Source organism: Rossellomorea marisflavi, from assembly GCF_009806575.1.
In the GTDB taxonomy this organism is placed as follows: Bacteria; Bacillota; Bacilli; order Bacillales; family Bacillaceae_B; genus Rossellomorea; species Rossellomorea marisflavi_A.
Genome location: NZ_CP047095.1, coordinates 3,101,499 through 3,115,483, shown reverse-complemented (window position 1 = coordinate 3,115,483; position 13,985 = coordinate 3,101,499). Strand labels below are relative to the sequence as shown.

Here is a 13,985-nt window from a genome sequence, read left to right as displayed (position 1 = left end):
TCATGGTAGAATGGGTATAGAGAAGGTTCATACTTATGTGATGAACGTACAGGAGGTACCGCCATGTCAAAAAAACTAGTCTTGATCGATGGGAACAGTATCGCATATCGCGCATTCTTTGCCCTGCCGCTGTTGAACAACGATAAAGGTGTACATACGAACGCCGTCTATGGCTTCACCACGATGCTTCAAAGGATCCTCGAGGATGAGAAACCCTCGCATATCCTGGTTGCATTCGATGCAGGGAAGACCACCTTCAGGCATGAAACATTCAAGGAATATAAAGGGGGCAGGCAAAAGACCCCGCCTGAGCTATCGGAACAATTCCCCTACATCCGGGAGCTTTTGGATGCATACGGGATCAAGCGATACGAAAAGGAAAATTACGAGGCGGATGACATCATCGGGACCCTGTCACTGAGGGCGGAAGCGGAAGGCTTTGACGTAAAGGTGTTTTCGGGAGACAAGGACCTCACGCAGCTCAGCTCGGATAAAACGACGGTGTGCATCACGCGTAAAGGGATCACGGATCTTGAAATCTATACGCCGGAACACGTCAAGGAAAAGTGGGAGATCACGCCTGATCGCGTCATCGATATGAAGGGCCTCATGGGTGACAGCTCGGATAATATCCCTGGCGTGCCGGGGGTCGGTGAGAAGACGGCAATCAAACTGTTGAAGCAGTTCGGAACGCTTGAGGAGCTCCTCGCTTCCATCGATCAGGTGAGCGGGAAGAAGCTGAAGGAAAAGCTTGAAGAGAATAAGGAACAGGCCATCATGAGCAAGGAACTGGCGACGATCCTCCGTGAAGCGCCGGTGGATGTGGGACTTGATGACCTCCAGTATGAAGGGGAGGAAACCCAGGAACTGAAGGCCGTCTTCAAGGATCTCGGCTTCAATTCCCTTCTCGAAAAAATGGGGGAAACCGTCGAGGAAGAAACGGTGGAACAAGAGGAGATCGCATTCGAAGTACTGGAAGAGATCAAAGCGGATTATCTTGCCCGGGAGAGTTCCCTCTATATTGAAATGCTCGAGGATAATTATCATACAGGCAAGGTCATCGGGATCGGTCTCCACAACGAAAAGGGAACCTATTTCTTTTCGATGGAAGCAGCGGCAGCATCCCCTGCGTTCAAGGAATGGGCGGAGGACGGGACATCCGTCAAGCACGTCTACAACGCTAAAGAAACGATCGTATCCTTCCTGAGGGAAGGCATCGAGATCGAGGGAATCGATTTCGACCTCTTGCTCGCGTCCTATATCATCAATCCTTCTGAATCGAGTGAGGATTTCGCCACGATTGCCAAAGGCCACGGACAGGCAGGCATGAAATCCGATGAAGCTGTCTTCGGCAAGGGAGCGAAACAGAAGGTACCGGATCTTGATGTGCTGTCTGAACACATCGCCAGGAAGGCGTTCGTTCTCTCGACCTTGAAGGCGACATGCATGGACGAGCTCGAGGAGAACAATCAAAAAGAATTGTTTACCGATCTGGAGCTTCCCCTCGCCCTGATCCTGGCCGAGATGGAGCATACCGGGGTGAAGGTCGACTGTGATCGCTTGAATGAAATGAAGGACGAACTCGCCGATCGCCTTGTTGAACTGGAGCGCAAAATCCACGAGCTCGCAGGGGAAAGCTTCAACATCAATTCTCCCAAGCAGCTCGGCGTGGTCCTGTTCGATAAGCTGGGGCTGCCTGTCATCAAGAAGACGAAGACCGGCTACTCCACGTCTGCCGATGTATTGGAGAAGCTGCAGTCGAAGCATGAGATCATCGACTACATACTCCACTATCGTCAGCTTGGAAAGCTGCAGTCCACATACCTTGAAGGATTGCTGAAAGTGGTGCATGAGGAAACCGGTAAGATCCATACGCGCTTCAACCAGGCCCTCACCCAGACGGGACGCCTCAGCTCGACGGATCCGAACCTTCAGAATATCCCGATCAGGCTGGAAGAAGGCCGCAAAATCAGACAGGCGTTCATCCCATCAGAAGAAGGCTGGGTGATGTTCGCAGCGGATTACTCCCAGATCGAGCTACGCGTCCTCGCCCATATCGCAAAGGATGAAAAGCTGATCGAAGCCTTCCGGAACGATATGGACATCCATACAAAGACGGCGATGGACGTCTTCGGAGTGGCGAAAGAAGACGTTACATCGAATATGAGGCGGCATGCGAAAGCCGTCAACTTCGGGATCGTGTACGGGATCAGTGACTACGGTCTATCACAGAGCCTGGATATCACACGGAAAGAAGCCGGTGAGTTCATCAACAAATACCTTGAAAGCTTCCCGGGAGTGAAGGATTATATGGAGGACATCGTGCAGGATGCCAAGCAGAAAGGCTATGTCACGACCCTGCTCAAACGCAGGCGATACCTCCCAGAAATCACGAGCCGGAACTTCAATCTGCGGAGCTTTGCTGAGCGTACGGCGATGAACACACCGATTCAGGGGAGTGCAGCCGACATCATCAAAAAAGCGATGATCGATATGGCAGCCCGACTTGAACAGGAAAATCTGAAATCACGCCTTCTCCTTCAAGTGCACGATGAACTGATCTTCGAAGCGCCGAAGGATGAAATCGAGATACTGGAGAAAATCGTACCGGAAGTCATGGAGCAGACAATGGAGCTTGAAGTGCCCCTCAAAGTGGACTATTCCTATGGCGACACATGGTACGATGCAAAATAGAGAGGAGTAGGACCGGTGCCTGAACTTCCAGAAGTAGAAACAGTCAGAAGGACATTGGAGGTCCTCGTAGTAGGAAAGACAATCAAAGAGGTGGCCGTGAGCTGGCCGAAGATGATCAAGGAACCATCCGAGACGGCTCAATTCACCGACTCCCTGAAAGGTCAGGAAATCCTGGGTATGGGGCGACGGGGGAAGTTTCTGATCTTCTACCTGAATGATGTCTCCCTTGTCTCCCACTTGAGGATGGAGGGGAAGTATGCCCTTCATCAAAAGGAAGAGCCTGTGGAGAAGCATACCCATGTGGTATTCACCTTCACGGATGGAACGGAATTGAGATACCGAGACGTACGGAAATTCGGGACGATGCATCTGTTCAAGAAAGGGGAAGAACTTCTTCATCTTCCCCTTCTGCAGCTTGGACCCGAACCGTTTGAAGAAGCCTTCACGCCGGACTACCTTCACGGGAAGTTCGCCGGTACCTCAAGGATCGTCAAGGCGGTCCTCCTCGATCAGACCGTCATGGTGGGACTCGGGAATATTTATGTGGATGAAGCGTTATTCCGGTCGGGGATCCATCCCGACCGGAAGGCATCATCCCTGACCGTGGATGAAGTAGCAGATCTGCATCACAGCATCATTGCCACCCTCAGGGAAGCAGTGGATATGGGGGGAAGCACGATCCGCTCCTATGTGAACTCTCAGGGGCAGATGGGGATGTTCCAGCAGAACCTGTATGTGTACAGCAGGAATGGAGAGGCTTGCAGGACATGCGGTACGCCGATCGAGAAAAAAGTATCGGCGGGTCGAGGGACGCATTATTGTCCCCACTGCCAGCGCCCCTAACATTTAACATCTGATAAGCCCATACCATATAGTATTGTATTGACGATTGGGAGGGCTGTCAGAATGAACACACTTTTCTCCTTACTCCTGCTGGCATTTGCTGTAAGCCTTGATAATTTCAGTACGGGACTGACATATGGATTACGAAAAGTCAAAATACCTATAAAATCAATCACCATCATTTCCTTATGCTCTGCATTATGCTTATTGATCGCCATGTTCATGGGGCAGGCGATCTCTGTCATCCTTTCACCCGAATGGGCTGGGAGGATCGGAGGATTGATCCTGGTGGCCATCGGACTCGCGGTGCTCTATCAGTTCTTCAGACCGGAGAAGGAAACGCAAGTGGAAGAGAAAGAAAAGACCTTGATCAATGTGGAAATCAAATCGATCGGCCTCGTGATCCAGATCATGAGGCGTCCGTTGACGGCCGATTTCGACCGCTCCGGAACCATCACCGGCGTAGAAGCATTCATGCTCGGCATAGCCCTTTCCCTTGATTCGTTCGGTGCAGGGCTCGGGGCCGCGCTTTTGAATTATTCTCCTTTTCCACTTGCCATCGCCATCTTCTCCATGAGTTTCATCTTCCTCACCTGCGGATTGCAGTTGGGCGTCTACTTCTCTCATATCAGATGGATCCAGCGGGTCGCCTTCCTGCCTGGAGTCCTATTGATCTGTCTGGGGATTATGCGGTTCTAGGGAATGGTGCTGAACGAAAGGATCGATGAAAGTGGCAACCATCATTGGACTGACGGGCGGTATTGCAAGCGGTAAAAGTACAGTATCAGCATTTCTGAAAGAAAAGGGGTACATTATCATCGATGCAGATCTTGCAGCACGCATGGTGGTGGAAGTCGGGCAACCCGCATACCTCGCCATCGTCGATGCATTCGGCAAGGGCATCCTTCAGGAAAACGGCCAGATCGACCGTGCCGGGCTCGGGGCCATCATCTTTAATGACCCGACGAAACGGAATCTCCTGAATGGGATCGTGCATCCGGCCGTGCGGAGCATGATGCTCGCGCATAAAGACGAGGCCATTGAAAACGGAAAACAGACGATCATCATGGATATTCCCCTTCTATTTGAAAGTGACCTGACATGGATGGTGGATCGGACGGTCGTCGTCGCCGTCGAAGAAGACGTGCAGCTCGATCGATTGATGAAGCGGAACCGGCTGTCTGAACAAGAAGCGGCAGCCCGCATCTCCTCGCAGCTCCCTTTGAAGGAAAAAGCCGAAAAGGCAGATGCAGTCATCGATAATAATGGTTCGGTGGAAGATACCTTGAAGCAGGTGGAAGAGCTACTTGCTACATGGGGATTGAAGCCGTAAAGTGAAGCCCGCCGGGATATGTCCGGCGGCTTTTTCTATCTTTACGGAGGAGCTTAATGGACTTTAACCAAGCTTTGAGAAATAAGAATAAAAGAAAGCGTTATCAGAATGTTACAACATTTCGAATTTACACAAAACCATATGGTCAATTCCGTTCAATATGTTATACTATTTTTAGAAAATAACATATGAGTATAACATTAATATAGAGGGGAGCAGGATATATGATGGCGAGAGTGGCAATCAATGGATTTGGTCGAATTGGGAGAATGGTATTCAGGAAGGCGATTATGGAGGATGACTTGGAAGTCGTGGCCATCAATGCGAGCTATCCGGCAGAAACACTGGCTCACCTGATCAAGTATGATACCAACCACGGTACGTTCAAAGCAGAAGTGGCAATCGGGGAGGATTCCCTCATTGTCAATGGAAAGACGGTGCGGCTCCTGAGCAACCGTGATCCTGCTGCCTTGCCATGGGCGGAATTGAATGTGGATATCGTCATCGAAGCGACAGGCAAGTTCAACTCCAGGGAGAAAGCGGCCCTGCATCTGGACGCTGGTGCGAGAAAGGTGATTCTGACCGCCCCGGGTAAAAATGAAGACGTTACCATCGTGATGGGGGTCAACGAAGACGCTCTCGATATCGATGAGCATCATGTGATTTCCAATGCATCATGCACGACAAACTGCCTGGCACCTGTGGCAAAAGTGCTTCACGAGCAGTTCGGCATTGAAAACGGTCTGATGACCACGGTGCATGCGTATACGAATGATCAAAAGAATATCGATAATCCCCATAAGGACCTTCGGAGGGCGAGAGCGTGCGGTCAATCCATCATCCCGACGACGACAGGTGCAGCGAAGGCGTTGGCCCTCGTCATGCCGGAGTTGAAGGGCAAGCTGCACGGGATGGCGCTCCGCGTCCCGACGCCGAATGTATCCCTTGTGGACCTTGTGGTCGATGTGAAAAGGGACGTGACGGTCGAGGAAATCAATGATGCTTTCACGGCTGCCTCACTCGGTTCCATGCATGGAATCGTTGAATTCACGACGGAGCCGCTCGTGTCCATCGATTTCAACACCAATCCCCACTCTGCCATCATTGACGGCCTCTCCACCATGGTGATGGATGATCGCAAAGTCAAGGTGCTTGCATGGTACGATAATGAATGGGGCTACTCCTGCCGGGTCGTCGATCTTGTCCGGTTCACGGCATCCAAGATGGAGGCTGCAGCCGGGGTCAATGTTTGAAAGAACCAACATAAAAAGAATGAATGAACATCGGGACGCATCGTGGATGCGTTCTTTTTTGTGCTCAAATTCCATGACGGGGTCCGGGATCCAACCCGGGTCCACCTGCCCGCCCGCTCCATCAAAACGCATAGGGGACCCGAGAGTCCCACATGCAAGGAGCGCCTTGCGATTTACAGGCTTTCACTACGGGATCACGGATTTCCCTGCAGCCCGAATGCCGGAATGGCCCTATGAAAAAACTTTTGAAAATTTATTGCAAATGGAGTTTAAACAAAGTATACTATTTTTCGTGAACTTCTTAACAGCAAATGATTACTGAGTTAACTACTTAAAGGGTTAGGACCTCTTCGGACTAACTTTCCCCCGTGGTGGTTAAGATTTTGCCAAGGGACTTGTTCATTTTGACGAAAAAAATTATGTCAAAGGGGGAAACGATCAATGGAAACAATGGGTCGTCATGTAATCTCTGAACTATGGGGTTGCGATTTTGAAAAGTTGAATGATGTAGTAGGAATTGAAAAAACGTTTGTGGATGCAGCTCTTAAATCAGGTGCTGAAATCCGTGAAGTGGCCTTTCACAAATTTGCTCCACAAGGCGTGAGCGGAGTGGTGATCATCTCTGAATCCCACCTGACCATCCACAGCTTTCCTGAACATGGATATGCCAGCATCGATGTGTATACATGCGGAGATCTAGATCCGAACATCGCTGCAGAATATATAGCTGAAGCACTGGGTGCTGATACCCGTGAAACAATCGAACTTCCGCGCGGCATGGGACCTGTACAGGTGAAGAAATCACAGGCTCAGGCGCTCTAATAGTTGAATCTTCAAGAGGTGCATGACTCATGCATCTCTTTTTTTATTGAGGTTGTTCCCGCTTTCAATGTCTCCATTTTCAATCCTCATGTTTTCGTGTAAAATGAGGGTATACAAAGGGAGGAAAATGATCATGAGCGGAATCAAGACCTTGTTGAAACGTTTTCAATCGGAATGTGAAACATCGGATAAGCAGGAAGAAGAAGTCCTGCAGACCCATTATTATAAATCCATGCAAAATGGGACATTCAATGCCGTCCTCGAATTGTTCTCATCTTCCCAGTACGATATCCTATCCGAATCGAAGGACAGGGGAGAGATCACAATCCGGAAGAACGGGACCCCGCAGCTGTTCATAGTGGCGACGGTCATCGGGGTGAGGCCGCTCGAGACGGCGGTCGATTTCAAACTGAGTACGGATAAAGGAAAGATCCTCGGCACGTATTCCGTCCTGAAGGCGCAGATCAAGAATTATTACGATGTCCTGGACGGGAAATTGACGAGGGTGAGATAGCGAAGAACTTGTGGTGAGCACCACTTTTCTATATCATAAGTGTAAATGAGTTTAGCATAACGGAGCTGATAGTATGAAATGTCCGTCCTGCCAAAATAACGGCACCCGGGTGGTGGATTCGCGTCCGGCTGATGAAGGGCGTTCCATCAGGAGAAGAAGAGAATGTGAAGTGTGCGCGTTCCGGTTCACCACGTTCGAAAAGGTGGAAGAACTGCCTTTGATTGTGGTGAAGAAGGAAGGCCTGCGGGAAGAGTTCAGCAGAGAAAAGATCCTCCGCGGTCTTATTAAGGCATGCGAGAAACGTCCGGTTCCATTGGAGACGCTCGAGAAGCTCTCCCTGGACATTGAAAAGGACCTCCGGAACCAAGGGGTGTCCGAGGTCGAGTCCGTTAAAGTGGGTGAGATGGTCATGGATCGCCTGGCGCAGGTCGACGAAGTCGCTTACGTCCGGTTTGCTTCGGTATACAGACAATTCAAGGATATCAATGTGTTCATAGATGAACTTAAAGAACTGATCAAAAAAGAGTGAAAGGCCGAGCTGAAGAGTCCATCTTTGGCTCTTTTTCTCTTATGTGTCGAAAGGTAGAGGTCAATGATGAAGAATCACTGGAATGAAATTCAGCCTGTGGATCATTATACGGTCTGCACCAACGGGCTCCTGCAGGAATTTGAGAGAAAGATCATCACATTCTTATATCAGCCCCTTATCGGTCCGGTTTCCTACAGCCTGTATATGAGCCTGTGGGGAGAGGTGGAAGAAAGCAGGTTGTGGTCTGCGCCTTCGAACCATTATCATTTGATGAATATCCTGTCCATGAATCTTCAGGAAATCCATGAAGCGCGTATGAAGCTCGAAGGGATCGGCCTCCTTAAGACGTACGCGAAGAAAGGGGAAAACGAGCGGAGCTTCATTTATGAACTGCAGCCCCCGCTGCTTCCGAATGATTTTTTCACAGATGGCATGCTGAATGTGTATCTGTTCAGGAAAATTGGCCGCTCCCACTACCTGCGCCTGAAAGAATCGTTCACTGATCGCGGGATGGAATCAGACAGCTTTACAAATGTCACCCGCTCGTTTCAGGACGTTTTCTCTTCGGAGAACAGCATCGACTTCCTTCGCCATGAGGCCAATGACGGCTCGTTGACGAATGGGGAGAAGGCATATATCGGCTATGGGAAGAACGAAGGACCTCCAATGGATGATATCGACTTTGATTTCAGCCTGCTGCTCAACGGACTTTCAGAATCCATGGTGCCGAGGAGGGCCTTCACTCCTGTCGTGAAGGAAACGATCTTGAAGCTAAGCTATCTCTACGGAATCGGTCCCCTACAGATGAAAAACATCCTTCTTGGCTCCCTTGATTCGGATGAGGCGATTGATGTTGAGCAGTTACGGAAATCGGCCCGGGATTGGTATCAGCTGCAAACCGGCGATGAACTGCCCGACCTGACACCGAAAGCTAGACCGGTGAAGAAGGAAGCATCCAAACCGTTGTCGAGGGAAGAGGAGCTTCTGGAGTATCTCGAAAGCACATCGCCAAAGGATGTCCTTGCTGACATTTCCAATGGGAGTGCCGCATCGAATTCGGATCTTCAAGTTGTCGAAGAGATCATCATGACACAGAAACTGCCGCTTCCCGTCATTAATGTCCTGATCCAGTATGTGCTGCTGAAGACGGATATGAAGCTGACGAAAGGGTATATGGAGAAGATCGCTTCCCATTGGGCCCGGAAGAAAGTGAGCACGGCCGGGGAAGCGATGGAGCTTGCCAAGAATGAACACAAGCAATACATGGAGTGGGCGTCAGGGAAAAATGAAAAGCGGACCACCCGAAGGAAGCCGATCAGGACAGAGAAACTGCCTGATTGGTTCCAGGAAGATGAGAAAGGCGAGGCGAAAAGTCAGAACGGGGAAACCTATGACCTGGAAGCCGAAAAAAGAAAACTCGAAGAAGAATTGAAGAATTTTCGGAAGTAGGTGAAAAAGATGGAAAGAATCAACCATACACTCAAGAGGCTTGCTGCATCCGGTTCTTTTCAAGAGCGGTATGACGCAATGAGAAAAGAGATCCTGGCGAATCCCGATGTGAAGGATTTCGTCAGGAAGGAGGATGTCCCTGCGGATGTGATCGATGCGAATCTCATGAAATTATATGAATACATTTCCCAGAGCAAGGAATGCAGCGGATGTCCGTCGCTGGCTGAGTGCAAGAATATGATGGAGGGATATGAGCCCCATCTAGTCGTGAGGGGCCGTGTCATCGATATCGAGTATCATCGCTGTCCCAGGAAGGTCGTGCACGACGAACGGACAAGTTCTCAGCGTTTGATCAAGAGTCTGTACGTGCCGAAAGATATCCTGCATGCCTCCTTCACGGACCTCGAGCCCGATTCCAAGGGAAGGGTGGAAGCAATCCGTCAGGCCATGGCCTTCGTACGCGATTACGAAGAAGGCAAGAAGATGAAGGGCCTTTATTTTTATGGGAAATTCGGTGTCGGAAAGTCGTATCTCCTCGGTGCGATCGCCAATGAGCTCGCCGAGAAGAAGATCTCGTCCATGATTGTCTATGTTCCGGAGTTCTTCCGTGAAATCAAGCAGTCCCTCGGGGATCATACAACCAATGAAAAATTGGATGCCGTCAAAACGGCTCCGATCCTCATGCTCGATGATATCGGGGCGGAAACGATGTCGAGCTGGGGGCGGGATGAGATCCTCGGTACGATCCTGCAGTACAGGATGCTTGAAAACCTGCCGACCTTCTTCACCTCCAATTTCAACCATAGCGAGTTGACCCATCATCTTACCTATTCACAGCGTGGTGAAGAGGAAAAACTGAAAGCCGCGAGGATCATGGAAAGGATCAAGTACCTGGCCGCTCCCGTTCTGATCGACGGACGCAACAGGCGGGAATAGGCTGCACCACGAGAGAGGCTGGTACAAAAGTGTTTTAGTCATAGTAAAACCCGAATTCATTTGTCTACGATCAGGCAAAGAAGTTCGGGTTTTAATTTATTTCATGAACATGACTAGTTACTTGTTCCTAGCGGTTGAAGGACAAGAACTCCCGCGGGAAGAGTGGCTTACGTGAGACCCCACAGTCATGCTCACGGGCCGCCTGTGGAAACGGAAATCATGAGCGGCATTAAGAGCCTGCACTGCTCGTCTTCGTCATGAAAGGGTACCCTTTTCGTTTTGTCCCAACCTCCTTTGCGTGGTCCGGAAAACGAGTCCGCCCCGGATAAGTCCGGTAAAATTATTCATCCCCGACTTCTAATTTGACCAGGCCCCCATATACATAAAGCAGGGAAATGGCTATAAGGAGGCGGGATCGATTGGTAGAATTGATTTTCAGACGAGAGGCTGATGCACTGCGATGTCAAAAGCATCTGGGTGCACCATCCTGGATAAAGGAAACGCGGATTGAAAGAAGCAGCCACTATGCGATTACGATAGAAGCGAAGACCGGGCGTGAAATGGCCAGGCTTAAAACATGCCTGACAACCTTCATCATCAACGAGATGTGGAAGGGATGGACGGAAGAGGCCCTGAGAACGGATTACTATTACGATGATCCGGAGGAAGTGGGTCAGATCTGCGCCATCATTTCCGAGATGCGAAGCGGCGAACGGCCGGAACTGACGGAGCTCTTGACCGACTGGGATGAGTGGGGGCACGTATTGGAAGAAGTGCAGAACCTCCTCGGCCATCCGGAACCAGTCACATTTGATGCTTTCGCCACCTTCAGGCTGAAGAAACTCCAGGACAAGTGGAGGGAAATGCTCGGCCTGGCGATAGATGAGTATAAGATGGAACAGGAATATCAAGTATTCATCCAGATGCTGAGGGAGTATCTCGCTTCAAGGGGACAGAGGACCGATACGATCCATTTGTATCCTTCCAGTACGGGATTTCGTTTTTTCGATGGCCACTATGCAGAGGTGACGAAGGAAGAGCTGATGAACGCCATCGACAAACGATTGTTCTTTCAGCATCCCCTGTATGTAGACTCCTCCACCATCGCTCCGTTGCTGTCGCTGGCACCGAGAAGCATCTTTGTATACGGCTCGGAAGAGGAGAAGATCGTCACCACCCTGAGGAATATTTTTGAAGATCGACTGGATATCCTTCCGGTCAGCTACTTCCCGGATCCGTGCATCCCCCTCGATCTTGCCAACGAATAGGAATGGATGACGCCCTCTTGCTTTTCGTAACATAACCGATTATAATACCTACATACTATGTGCATACAAACAGGTTATGATGAGGACAACAATCTTCCGGACGGGATTACAGAGAGGGAAGCCGAATGGCTGCAAGCTTCCTATCAGCAAGGATGAATTGACCACCTCTGAACTTCGATTGCGAACGGGTATTTCCCCAGTAGTCATCGACGGCGAAACGCCGTTATCAAAACAATGAAGTCATTCCCGTCTCGGGGATGAAAAGTTGGGTGGAACCGCGAGTGCAACCTCGTCCCTTCGTATATTTACGGAGGGGCGGGGTTTTTTGTTTTTTATTCGGCCGCTTCTTGGCCAATGATGAATCTTAAAAGGAGTGATACGCTATGTCAGAAGTAGTGAAAATGCAGTTCCCTGATGGGAATGTGAAGGAGTTCCCAAAAGGGACAACAACAGAGGAAATCGCAGCCTCGATCTCCCCGGGTCTTAAGAAAAAGGCACTGGCGGGAAAAGTGAACGGGAATCTGATCGATCTCCGTACAGGAATTGAAAGCGATGGAAGCATCGAGATCATCACTCCGCCTGGTGAAGACGCCCTGGAGATCCTGCGCCACAGTACAGCCCACTTGATGGCTCAGGCGATCAAACGCCTGTACCCTGAAACGAAACTTGGGATCGGGCCTGTCATTGAAGGTGGATTCTACTATGATGTCGATTCCGAGCATACCTTCACCCCTGAAGATCTTCCATTGATTGAAAAGGAAATGAAAAAAATCACCGGTGAAAACCTCGAAGTCATCCGTAAAGAGGTGAGCCGTGACGAAGCTCAGCGCATTTATCAGGAAGTCGGCGATGAATACAAGCTTGAGCTTCTTGATGCCATCCCTGAAGGGGAGCAGGTGTCCATCTACGAACAAGGCGAATTCTTCGACCTTTGCCGCGGGATCCACATCCCGTCGACAAACAAAATCAAGGAATTCAAACTCCTCAGCATCGCAGGGGCTTACTGGCGCGGGAACAGCGACAACAAAATGCTGCAGCGGATCTATGGAACAGCTTTCTTCAAAAAGGAAGACCTGGACGAGCATCTCCGCCTCCTCGAAGAAGCGAAGGAACGCGATCACCGCAAAATCGGGAAGGAACTGGATCTGTTCATGACGTCCCAAAAGGTCGGTCAGGGGCTGCCGATGTGGCTTCCGAAAGGGGCGACTGTCCGCCGCATCGTCGAACGTTACATCGTGGATAAAGAGGAACGCCTGGGCTACAACCACGTGTATACTCCGGCACTCGCCAGCGTCGAACTTTATAAAACAAGCGGTCACTGGGATCACTATCAGGAAGATATGTTCCCGATCATGGGAATGGACAACGAAGATCTTGTACTCCGCCCGATGAACTGTCCGCATCACATGATGATCTATAAAAACAGCATCCACAGCTACCGTGAGCTGCCGATCCGCATCGCGGAACTGGGTCTCATGCACCGTTATGAAATGTCCGGTGCCCTCTCAGGCCTCCAGCGCGTACGTGGCATGACGCTGAATGATGCCCATATCTTCGTCCGCCCGGATCAAATCAAGGACGAATTCAAGCGTGTGGTCCACCTGGTCCAGGAAGTATATAAAGACTTTGATATCAATGAATATTCCTTCCGTCTGTCTTACCGCGATCCGGAAGACAAAGAGAAATACTTCGATGATGACGAGATGTGGAACAAGGCTCAAGGCATGCTGAAAGAAGCCATGGATGAACTGGAAATCGACTACTTCGAAGCAGAAGGGGAAGCGGCCTTCTACGGACCGAAGCTTGACGTACAGGTGAAGACCGCCCTCGGCAAAGAGGAGACGCTCTCGACTGTCCAGCTCGATTTCCTTCTTCCGGAACGTTTCGACCTCACATATGTCGGTGAAGACGGGAAGCAGCATCGCCCGGTCGTCATCCACCGCGGTGTCGTATCGACGATGGAACGCTTCGTGGCCTTCCTCATCGAAGAGTACAAAGGGGCATTCCCGACATGGCTCGCACCGACTCAGGTACAAGTCATCCCGGTATCACCGGACGTGCATTTCGATTATGCCAAAGAAGTACAGGAAAAACTCCAGGCTGAAGGGCTGCGTGTCGATATCGATGACCGGAACGAAAAGATCGGCTACAAGATCCGTGAAGCCCAGATGAGCAAGGTTCCATACATGCTCGTCGTCGGGGATAACGAAATCAAGGAAAAAGCCGTCAATGTCCGCAAGTATGGCGAACAGAAGTCAGAAACGCTTTCCTTCGATGCATTTGCCGATATGGTGAAATCAGAAGCGAAACGCGGATAACGTCCTTCTTTCCGCCGATTATTCCG

At 50.3% G+C, this 13,985-nt stretch carries 12 protein-coding genes and 1 other annotated feature; all 12 genes read left to right on the top strand.

Annotated features, from left to right (window positions below):
* Window positions 1-63: 63 nt before the first annotated feature.
* Window positions 64-2,694 (top strand): DNA polymerase I, encoded by a 2,631-nt coding sequence (gene polA / locus D5E69_RS16235; RefSeq protein WP_048012674.1) that lies wholly within the window; start codon window positions 64-66, stop codon window positions 2,692-2,694.
* 15 nt (window positions 2,695-2,709) lie between these two features.
* Window positions 2,710-3,537 carry a DNA-formamidopyrimidine glycosylase gene (mutM, locus tag D5E69_RS16230; protein WP_048012673.1) on the top strand — a complete coding sequence of 276 codons (828 nt, stop codon included), beginning with the start codon at window positions 2,710-2,712 and terminating at the stop codon, window positions 3,535-3,537.
* A 63-nt stretch (window positions 3,538-3,600) separates the two neighbouring features.
* Window positions 3,601-4,236 carry a sporulation membrane protein YtaF gene (gene ytaF / locus D5E69_RS16225; RefSeq protein ID WP_048006322.1) on the top strand — a complete coding sequence of 212 codons (636 nt, stop codon included), beginning with the start codon at window positions 3,601-3,603 and terminating at the stop codon, window positions 4,234-4,236.
* 31 nt (window positions 4,237-4,267) lie between these two features.
* Window positions 4,268-4,870, top strand: coding sequence for a dephospho-CoA kinase (gene coaE, locus D5E69_RS16220; RefSeq protein ID WP_048012719.1), 603 nt, complete (start codon window positions 4,268-4,270; stop codon window positions 4,868-4,870).
* Window positions 4,871-5,094: 224 nt separating this feature from the next.
* The gene (locus D5E69_RS16215) at window positions 5,095-6,123 is read left to right on the top strand and encodes a glyceraldehyde-3-phosphate dehydrogenase (RefSeq protein ID WP_048006321.1); all 1,029 of its coding nucleotides are present in this window, start codon (window positions 5,095-5,097) and stop codon (window positions 6,121-6,123) included.
* 441 nt (window positions 6,124-6,564) lie between these two features.
* On the top strand, window positions 6,565-6,945 hold the full coding sequence (gene speD / locus D5E69_RS16210) for an adenosylmethionine decarboxylase (protein ID WP_048006319.1): 381 nt from the start codon (window positions 6,565-6,567) through the stop codon (window positions 6,943-6,945).
* A 133-nt stretch (window positions 6,946-7,078) separates the two neighbouring features.
* Window positions 7,079-7,459, top strand: a complete 381-nt coding sequence (locus D5E69_RS16205) for a hypothetical protein (protein WP_048006318.1) — start codon at window positions 7,079-7,081, stop codon at window positions 7,457-7,459.
* A 73-nt stretch (window positions 7,460-7,532) separates the two neighbouring features.
* Window positions 7,533-7,988, top strand: coding sequence for a transcriptional regulator NrdR (gene nrdR / locus D5E69_RS16200; RefSeq protein WP_048006317.1), 456 nt, complete (start codon window positions 7,533-7,535; stop codon window positions 7,986-7,988).
* 63 nt (window positions 7,989-8,051) lie between these two features.
* Entirely contained in the window at window positions 8,052-9,437 is a 1,386-nt protein-coding gene (locus tag D5E69_RS16195) for a replication initiation and membrane attachment family protein (RefSeq protein ID WP_347566701.1), read from the top strand.
* 9 nt (window positions 9,438-9,446) lie between these two features.
* Window positions 9,447-10,373, top strand: coding sequence for a primosomal protein DnaI (gene dnaI / locus D5E69_RS16190; RefSeq protein WP_048006316.1), 927 nt, complete (start codon window positions 9,447-9,449; stop codon window positions 10,371-10,373).
* A gap of 419 nt (window positions 10,374-10,792) precedes the next feature.
* On the top strand, window positions 10,793-11,641 hold the full coding sequence (gene ytxC, locus D5E69_RS16185) for a sporulation protein YtxC (RefSeq protein WP_053072486.1): 849 nt from the start codon (window positions 10,793-10,795) through the stop codon (window positions 11,639-11,641).
* 67 nt (window positions 11,642-11,708) lie between these two features.
* Window positions 11,709-11,941: a binding site (T-box leader), on the top strand.
* Window positions 11,942-12,024: 83 nt separating this feature from the next.
* On the top strand, window positions 12,025-13,959 hold the full coding sequence (thrS, locus tag D5E69_RS16180) for a threonine--tRNA ligase (RefSeq protein WP_048006315.1): 1,935 nt from the start codon (window positions 12,025-12,027) through the stop codon (window positions 13,957-13,959).
* The last annotated feature ends 26 nt before the right edge of the window (window positions 13,960-13,985 follow it).

Bases quoted from the DNA above. Each gene is read 5' to 3' on its own strand.
- speD (WP_048006319.1), top strand. From the start codon at position 6,565: ATGGAAACAATGGGTCGTCATGTAATCTCTGAACTATGGGGTTGCGAT.
- dnaI (WP_048006316.1), top strand. From the start codon at position 9,447: ATGGAAAGAATCAACCATACACTCAAGAGGCTTGCTGCATCCGGTTCT.
- ytaF (WP_048006322.1), top strand. From the start codon at position 3,601: ATGAACACACTTTTCTCCTTACTCCTGCTGGCATTTGCTGTAAGCCTT.
- D5E69_RS16215 (WP_048006321.1), top strand. From the start codon at position 5,095: ATGATGGCGAGAGTGGCAATCAATGGATTTGGTCGAATTGGGAGAATG.
- D5E69_RS16195 (WP_347566701.1), top strand. From the start codon at position 8,052: ATGATGAAGAATCACTGGAATGAAATTCAGCCTGTGGATCATTATACG.
- thrS (WP_048006315.1), top strand. From the start codon at position 12,025: ATGTCAGAAGTAGTGAAAATGCAGTTCCCTGATGGGAATGTGAAGGAG.
- nrdR (WP_048006317.1), top strand. From the start codon at position 7,533: ATGAAATGTCCGTCCTGCCAAAATAACGGCACCCGGGTGGTGGATTCG.
- polA (WP_048012674.1), top strand. From the start codon at position 64: ATGTCAAAAAAACTAGTCTTGATCGATGGGAACAGTATCGCATATCGC.
- D5E69_RS16205 (WP_048006318.1), top strand. From the start codon at position 7,079: ATGAGCGGAATCAAGACCTTGTTGAAACGTTTTCAATCGGAATGTGAA.